The organism is Burkholderia sp. WTPI3, from assembly GCF_021483755.1.
Classification (GTDB): domain Bacteria; phylum Pseudomonadota; class Gammaproteobacteria; order Burkholderiales; family Burkholderiaceae; genus Burkholderia.
Genome location: NZ_JAGIXF010000159.1, coordinates 1 through 7492, shown reverse-complemented (window position 1 = coordinate 7492; position 7492 = coordinate 1). Strand labels below are relative to the sequence as shown.

Sequence of the window (7492 nt, the reverse complement as noted above, 5' to 3'; positions counted from 1 at the left end):
CGCTGCATCGGGTGCGCGAGCGTGAGGTCGTGCGCGATCTCGTCGACGACGCGCGCCTGCGCGCCCGTCAGCGTGAACGGCAGCGCCGCGTAGAGGCGCGTGGTGAGCGCGTCGGCGTCGCTCGCGGTGCGGCGCGGCATCGCGGGCGCGGCGCGCGTGCGGCGCTCCTCGTGGGCGCGCTTGAGCGACAACTGCTGCGCGAGCAGCTCCTCGAACTTGATGCGCGTCCACGCCGGGTGCGAGCCGTCCATCAGTGCGGCTTCGTCCGAATCGACGCCGGGGTGATGCAGGATCCGCACGGCCTGCTCGAGGGACGGCACGCCGAGCGGCTTCAGGTAGTCGCGCACGATCTCCGGCGGCAGCAGCTCGGGCAGCGGCGTACGCTCGACCGCATTCTCGATCGCCTTGCGCAGATACGCCTGCGACACGCCCGCCGTGCTCGGATAGACCGGCGTAAGCACCTGCGGCAACGGCGCGTCGGCCTCGACCACGCGCACCGCCGGATGCACCATCTCCATCCCGAAGAAGCCGCCGCGCACGTCGCCGCGCACGCGCAGCCGCTGGCCGACGGCCATCTGCTTGACCTGCGAGCCGTAGAAATTCAGGAACCGCAGCACGAGATGCTCACCGTCGTCATCCTGGATCTTCACGACGAGCTGGCGGCGCGGCCGGTACGCGACCTCGTTGTCGAACACGACGCCTTCGGTCTGCGCGATGCCGCCGGGCAGCAGTTCGCCGATCGGCGTGAGCGTGGTTTCGTCCTCGTAACGCATCGGCAGATGCAGTACGAGATCGATCGAGCGCGTGAGGCCCAGCTTCGCGAGCTTGTCGACGGTCTTCACCGGTTTGTCGGCAGCCGGCTTCTTCTTGCGTTTCGTGCCGGATGCGCCGGACGCGTCCGCTTCGTCGCCGCCCGTGCCCGGTTCGACGTCGGGCGCGACGGCCGCCGGCTGTGCGAGCCGCCCGTCGGCACCGCGCTTCGGGCCGGCGCGACGCGGTGCGGCACTGCGCGGCTCCGCGCGCTCCACGGAACCGCGCTCCCCCGCGCCTCGCGCGGGTAGCGCGGCATCCTCCGCGTCGAACGGATCGGCGGAATCTGCAACGGCGGCGGTGGAACGTCGTGGTGACACAGGCATCGGATCGTCTGGGGGCTTCGCAAGACAAGTACAATAGCGGCTTTCACGTCGTCCGAACGAACGACGCCGGCCAGGCCGCGCATCCCGCCATCATAGCGGCTCGCGCGCCCCATTTATGCGTTTCCGCCCTGTCGGCGGCGCCCGCCGGCCGTTTCGAACCAGCCCGCATGTTCACGCTTTCCGATTTCGATTTCAATCTGCCGCCCGAGCTGATTGCGCAAACCGCGCTGCCCGATCGCACCGCGAGCCGCCTGCTCGAGGTGGATCGCACCGTCGAGCCCGCGCGCCTCGTCGACCGCCGTTTCGCCGAGCTGCCGTCGTGCATCTCGCCCGGCGACCTGCTCGTCTTCAACGATACCAAGGTGCTGAAGGCCCGCTTCTTCGGCCAGAAGGCCAGCGGCGGCAAGATCGAGGTGCTGATCGAGCGCGTGACCGGCACGCACACGGCGCTCGCGCAAATCCGCGCGAGCAAGTCGCCCGGCGCCGGCACGACGCTGCGCCTCGCCGATGCGTTCGACGTGACGGTCGGCGAGCGCGTCGAGCCGTTCTTCACGCTGCACTTCCCCGAGCCGTGCCTCACGCTGATCGAGCAGTACGGCCGCCTGCCGCTGCCGCCGTACATCGAGCACGACCCCGACGCGAACGACGAGACACGCTACCAGACAGTCTATGCGAGCAACCCGGGCGCGGTCGCCGCGCCCACGGCCGGGCTCCATTTCGACCAGCCGCTGCTGGAGAAGCTCGACGCGATGGGCGTCGAGCGCGCGACGCTCACGCTGCACGTGGGCGCCGGCACGTTCCAGCCGGTGCGCGTCGAGAACATCGCCGAGCACAAGATGCACAGCGAGTGGTACGACCTGCCGCAATCGCTCGTCGACAAGATCGCCGCGACCCGCGCGCGCGGCGGCAACGTGATCGCGGTCGGCACGACGTCGATGCGCGCGCTCGAAGCCGCGGCGCGCAGCGCCGACGAAGCGGGCCGCCCGCTCGCGGCGACACAGGCCGAGACCGACATCTTCATCACGCCCGGCTACCGTTTCCGTGTGGTCGACCGGCTCGTCACGAACTTCCACCTGCCGAAGTCGACGCTGCTGATGCTGGTGTCCGCGTTCGCGGGCGTCGAGACGATCCGCGCCGCGTACCGGCACGCGATCGACGCGCGCTACCGCTTCTTCAGCTACGGCGACGCGATGCTGCTCACGCGACGCGACACGCCGGAAGCGCCGGGCGCGTAAGCGCGGCAGGCACGAGGGCCCGCGCACGCGCGTCCGCCATCGTGCCGCGACACCCGTTTTCCCGCTGCGCGCTACGATGGCGCGCATCCGCTTTTCCCCGCCGCCGGCTTGCCGGCGGCGCTTCCAACATGCGCCGGACTTGTCGATCCGGAGTCAGCGCTTTAGCGCATACTCCGGTCCCATGCAAAGCATTTCCGGTAGCAAGGAGAATGACGCGATGACCGAAGGTTCATCCCACGATACGCACGCTCCCGTGCAGGACCGCCCCGCCAACGGGCTCGAATTCGAACTGCTGACGACCGACGGCCATGCGCGCCGCGGCCGCGTGAAGCTCAACCACGGCGTGGTCGAAACGCCGATCTTCATGCCGGTCGGCACGTATGGCACCGTGAAGGCGATCCAGCCGCGCGAGTTGCACGAGATCAAGGCCCAGATCATCCTCGGCAACACGTTCCACCTGTGGCTGCGCCCCGGCCTCGACACGATCGATGCGCACGGCGGGCTGCACGGCTTCATGGGCTGGAACAAGCCGATCCTGACCGACTCGGGCGGCTTCCAGGTGTTCTCGCTCGGCGACCTGCGCAAGATCACCGAGGACGGCGTCACGTTCGCGTCGCCGATCAACGGAGACAAGCTGTTCCTGTCGCCGGAAGTGTCGATGCAGATCCAGAAGGTGCTGAACTCCGACATCGTGATGCAGTTCGACGAATGCACGCCGTACGCCACCAACGGCGTGCCGACGACGCACAAGGAAGCGGCCGACTCGATGCGCATGTCGCTGCGCTGGGCGAAGCGCTCGCTCGACGAGTTCGACCGGCTCGGCAACCCGAACGCGCTGTTCGGGATCGTCCAGGGCGGGATGTTCGAGGACCTGCGCGACGAATCGCTCGCGGGCCTGTCGGAACTCGGCTTCCATGGCCTCGCGATCGGCGGGCTGTCGGTCGGCGAGCCGAAGGAAGACATGATGCGCGTGCTGCGGCACGTCGGCCCGAAGCTGCCGGCCAACAAGCCGCACTACCTGATGGGCGTCGGCACGCCGGAGGATCTGGTCGAGGGCGTCGCGAACGGCGTCGACATGTTCGACTGCGTGATGCCGACCCGCAATGCGCGCAACGGCTGGCTCTTCACGCGCTTCGGCGACGTGAAGATCCGCAACGCGACGCACAAGAACTCGCTGAAGCCGCTCGATTCCACCTGCACGTGCTACACGTGCCGGAACTTCTCGCGCGGCTACCTGCACCACCTGCACCGCGTCGGCGAAATCCTCGGCGCGCAGCTGAACACGATCCACAACCTGCACTACTACCTGCAGCTGATGAGCGAAATGCGCGACGCGATCGAAACCCACACGTTCGACGCGTTCCGCCAGCGCTTCGCGGAGGATCGCGCGAGAGGGGTCGACTGACGGGCCCGCTGCCCGCGGCTCGCGCGGCGGTCCGCCACATAGGACGCGTACTAAATAATGCGTTCCACGTGCCGGTCACGACCGCCGAATATTACAATCGCCTTTCCAAACGCGTCGCGACGGTGCCGGTTCGCGCTTTAACAGCTTGATCCGAAAGCGCATTTGCCACGCCGTTTGCACATGGGGCCGGTGGTAGAATAACCGGCTTATTTTTCGATCTTCCCCTACGGAGAGACCAACGTGCCGTTCATTTCCAATGCCTTCGCGCAAGGTGCCGGTGGCGCCGAATCGAGCCTGATGAGCTTCCTGCCGCTCATCCTGATGTTCGCGGTGCTGTATTTCATCATGATCCGCCCGCAGATGAAGCGCCAGAAGGAACACCGCAACATGCTCGCGGCCATGGCGAAGGGCGACGAAGTCGTCACGAGCGGCGGCCTCGTCGGCAAGGTGACGAAGGTCAGCGAAGGCTACATCGGCGTCGAAATCGCCGAAGGCACCGAAATCACCGTGCAGAAGGCTGCTGTCACGACCATTCTGCCGAAGGGCACGATCAAGTCGCTGTAAGGCTTTCACCGAGCGTCCGGCTCCCCGCGCCGTGCCTGCCTGAGAGAGCGGGCCGCCGCGGCGCCGGACGCGACGCTTTCACGCCAACCACCCGTTCGGCCCCCTCATGAATCGTTATCCACTCTGGAAATATGTCGTGATGGTCGTGGCGCTCGCCATCGGCCTTCTGTACACATTGCCCAATTTCTTCGGCGAAGCGCCGGCGGTGCAGGTGTCGAGCGGCAAGGCCACGGTCAAGCTCGACTCGACCACGCTGACCCAGGTCGAATCCGCGCTCGCCTCCGCGCAGATCAAGCCAGACGACGTCACCTTCGAGAACACCGCGTCCAACGCGAACATCCGCGTGCGCGTGAAGGACACCGATACGCAGATGCGCGTCAAGGATCTGCTGCAGAAGTCGCTGAACGCCGACCCGAACGATCCGCAGTACGTCGTCGCACTGAACCTGCAGAGCGCGTCGCCGCGCTGGCTGACCGCACTGCACGCGCTGCCGATGTATCTCGGCCTCGACCTGCGCGGCGGTGTGCACTTCCTGCTCCAGGTCGACATGACGGGCGCGCTCACGAAGAAGCTCGACTCCGACGCGTCCGACGCCCGCACGCTGCTGCGTGACAAGAACATCCGCGACGGCGGCGTGAGCCGCGTCGACCAGTCCGTCGTCGTCAACTTCAGCGACCAGCAAACGGCGGACGACGCCCGCAAGGTGCTCGCCGCATCGGTCACCGAACTGCAATGGGCGACGCAGCCCGGCGGCGGCGGCACGCAAGTCGTCGGCACGTTCACGCCGGCCGTGCAGAAGGCCGTCGAGGACGCCGCGCTCAAGCAGAACCTGACGACGCTCCACAACCGCGTGAACGAACTCGGCGTGTCCGAGCCGATCCTGCAGCAGCAAGGCAGCGACCGCATCGTCGTCGAACTGCCGGGCGTGCAGGACACCGCGAAGGCGAAGGACATCATCGGCCGCACCGCAACGCTCGAAGCGCGTCTCGCCGACCCGCTCAACACGCACCCGAACCCGAACGACCCGGTGCCGCCGGGCGACGAACTGTTCACGCAGGGCAACCAGGTGCCCGTGCTGCTGAAGAAGGACGTGATCTTCACCGGCGACCGCATTATCGACGCGTCGGCCGGCTTCGACGAACACCAGCGTCCGTCGGTCAACATCCGCCTCGACTCGGCCGGTGGCCGCGCCGTGCGCTCGGTGTCGCGCGACAACATCGGCAAGCCGATGGCGATGGTGCTGTTCGAGAAGGGCAAGGGCGAAGTGCTGACGGTCGCGACGATCCAGTCGGAACTCGGCGACCGCTTCCAGATCACGGGCCAGCCGACGCCGCAGGCCGCCGCCGACCTCGCGCTGCTGCTGCGCGCCGGTTCGCTCGCCGCCCCGATGGAGATCATCGAGGAACGCACGATCGGCCCGAGCCTCGGCGCGGACAACATCAAGATGGGCGTCCACTCGGTGATCTGGGGCTTCTGCGCTATTGCCGTGTTCATGATCGCGTACTACATGCTGTTCGGCGTGGTGTCGGTGATCGGCCTGTCGGTGAACCTGCTGCTGCTCGTCGCGGTGCTGTCGCTGATGCAGGCGACGCTGACGCTGCCGGGTATCGCCGCAATCGCGCTCGCGCTCGGTATGGCGATCGACTCGAACGTGCTGATCAACGAACGCGTGCGTGAAGAACTGCGCGCGGGCCAGCCGCCGCAGCTCGCGATCCAGGCCGGCTACGCGCATGCATGGGCGACGATTCTCGACTCGAACGTCACGACGCTGATCGCCGGCCTCGCGCTGCTCGCGTTCGGCTCGGGCCCGGTTCGCGCGTTCGCGATCGTGCACTGCCTCGGCATCCTGACGTCGATGTTCTCCGCGGTGTTCTTCTCGCGCGGGATCATCAACCTCTGGTACGGCGGCCGCAAGAAGCTGAAGTCGCTCGCGATCGGCCAGGTGTGGAAGCCGGAAGGCGCCGCTGCCGGCGCGTCGTTCGCCGCGGCGGACGAATCGACCGACACGGCACGCGCCGCGAGGCTCGCCGCTCCCGCGAAGGGCAACGCACCGCGCGCCGGCAAGCCGCAGCTGCGCAATCGCGCGCAGCACGGCGTGTCGCCGAAGAAACCGGGCTCGACCCAATAAGGCCCCGGAGAAGAAGCCATGGAATTTTTCCGCATCCGTAAAGACATTCCGTTCATGCGGCACGCGCTGGTGTTCAACGTGATCTCGCTGGTCACGTTCCTCGCCGCCGTGTTCTTCCTGTTCCACCGCGGGCTGCACCTGTCCGTCGAATTCACCGGCGGTACGGTGATCGAGGTGCAGTACCCGCAGGCCGCGCAGCTCGAACCCGTGCGCGATACGCTCGGCAAGCTCGGCTACGCCGACGCGCAGGTGCAGAGCTTCGGCACGTCGCGCAACGTGCTGATCCGCCTGCAGCTGAAGCAGGGCCTCACGTCCGCGCAGCAGAGCGACCAGGTGATGAGCGCGCTGAAGGCGCAGAGTCCGGACGTCACGCTGCAGCGCGTCGAGTTCGTCGGCCCGCAGGTCGGCCGGGAGCTCGCGACCGACGGCCTGCTCGCGCTCGCGTGCGTCGTGATCGGCATCGTCATCTACCTGTCGTTCCGCTTCGAATGGAAGTACGCGGTCGCCGGCGTGATCGCCAACCTGCACGACGTCGTGATCATTCTCGGCTTCTTCGCGTTCTTCCAGTGGGAGTTCTCGCTGGCGGTGCTCGCGGCGGTGCTCGCAGTGCTCGGCTACTCGGTCAACGAGTCGGTCGTCATCTTCGACCGGATCCGCGAAACGTTCCGCCGCGAACGCAAGATGAACGTGCAGGAAGTGATCAACCACGCGATCACGACCACGATGTCGCGTACGATCATCACGCACACGTCGACGGAAATGATGGTGCTGTCGATGTTCTTCTTCGGCGGCCCGACGCTGCACTACTTCGCGCTCGCGCTGACGGTCGGCATCATGTTCGGTATCTACTCGTCGGTGTTCGTCGCGGGCTCGCTCGCGATGTGGCTCGGCATCAAGCGCGAAGACCTGCTGAAGGAAAAGAAGGCCGCTCACGATCCGGACGATCCGAACGCGGGCGCGCAGGTTTAAGCGCCGCGCCGTTTCGACGGATACCCGAAGGCCGGTCCCGCGTGGGCCGGCCTTT

At 67.0% G+C, this 7492-nt stretch carries 5 protein-coding genes and 1 pseudogene; 5 read left to right on the top strand and 1 reads right to left on the bottom strand.

Annotation, left to right across the window (positions count from 1 at the left end):
- A pseudogene (locus tag J7024_RS35695) lies at positions 1-1136 on the bottom strand (ATP-dependent DNA helicase RecG); the annotation flags it as partial.
- 167 nt (positions 1137-1303) lie between these two features.
- On the opposite strand from J7024_RS35695, the gene queA reads away from it, so the two are divergent.
- The 5 genes from queA (at position 1304) to secF (ending at position 7437) form a co-directional block, all read left to right on the top strand.
- Positions 1304-2371: a tRNA preQ1(34) S-adenosylmethionine ribosyltransferase-isomerase QueA gene (queA, locus tag J7024_RS35690; protein ID WP_124827097.1), complete on the top strand. Its 1068-nt coding sequence runs from the start codon at positions 1304-1306 to the stop codon at positions 2369-2371.
- A gap of 217 nt (positions 2372-2588) precedes the next feature.
- A complete protein-coding gene (gene tgt / locus J7024_RS35685) occupies positions 2589-3776 on the top strand; it encodes a tRNA guanosine(34) transglycosylase Tgt (protein ID WP_124827098.1) in 1188 nt (395 codons plus the stop codon).
- 240 nt (positions 3777-4016) lie between these two features.
- The gene (gene yajC, locus J7024_RS35680; RefSeq protein WP_006401647.1) at positions 4017-4340 is read left to right on the top strand and encodes a preprotein translocase subunit YajC; all 324 of its coding nucleotides are present in this window, start codon (positions 4017-4019) and stop codon (positions 4338-4340) included.
- Positions 4341-4446: 106 nt separating this feature from the next.
- Positions 4447-6468, top strand: a complete 2022-nt coding sequence (gene secD / locus J7024_RS35675) for a protein translocase subunit SecD (RefSeq protein ID WP_124827099.1) — start codon at positions 4447-4449, stop codon at positions 6466-6468.
- Positions 6469-6486: 18 nt separating this feature from the next.
- Positions 6487-7437: a protein translocase subunit SecF gene (gene secF / locus J7024_RS35670; RefSeq protein ID WP_096505089.1), complete on the top strand. Its 951-nt coding sequence runs from the start codon at positions 6487-6489 to the stop codon at positions 7435-7437.
- Positions 7438-7492 lie beyond the last annotated feature (55 nt).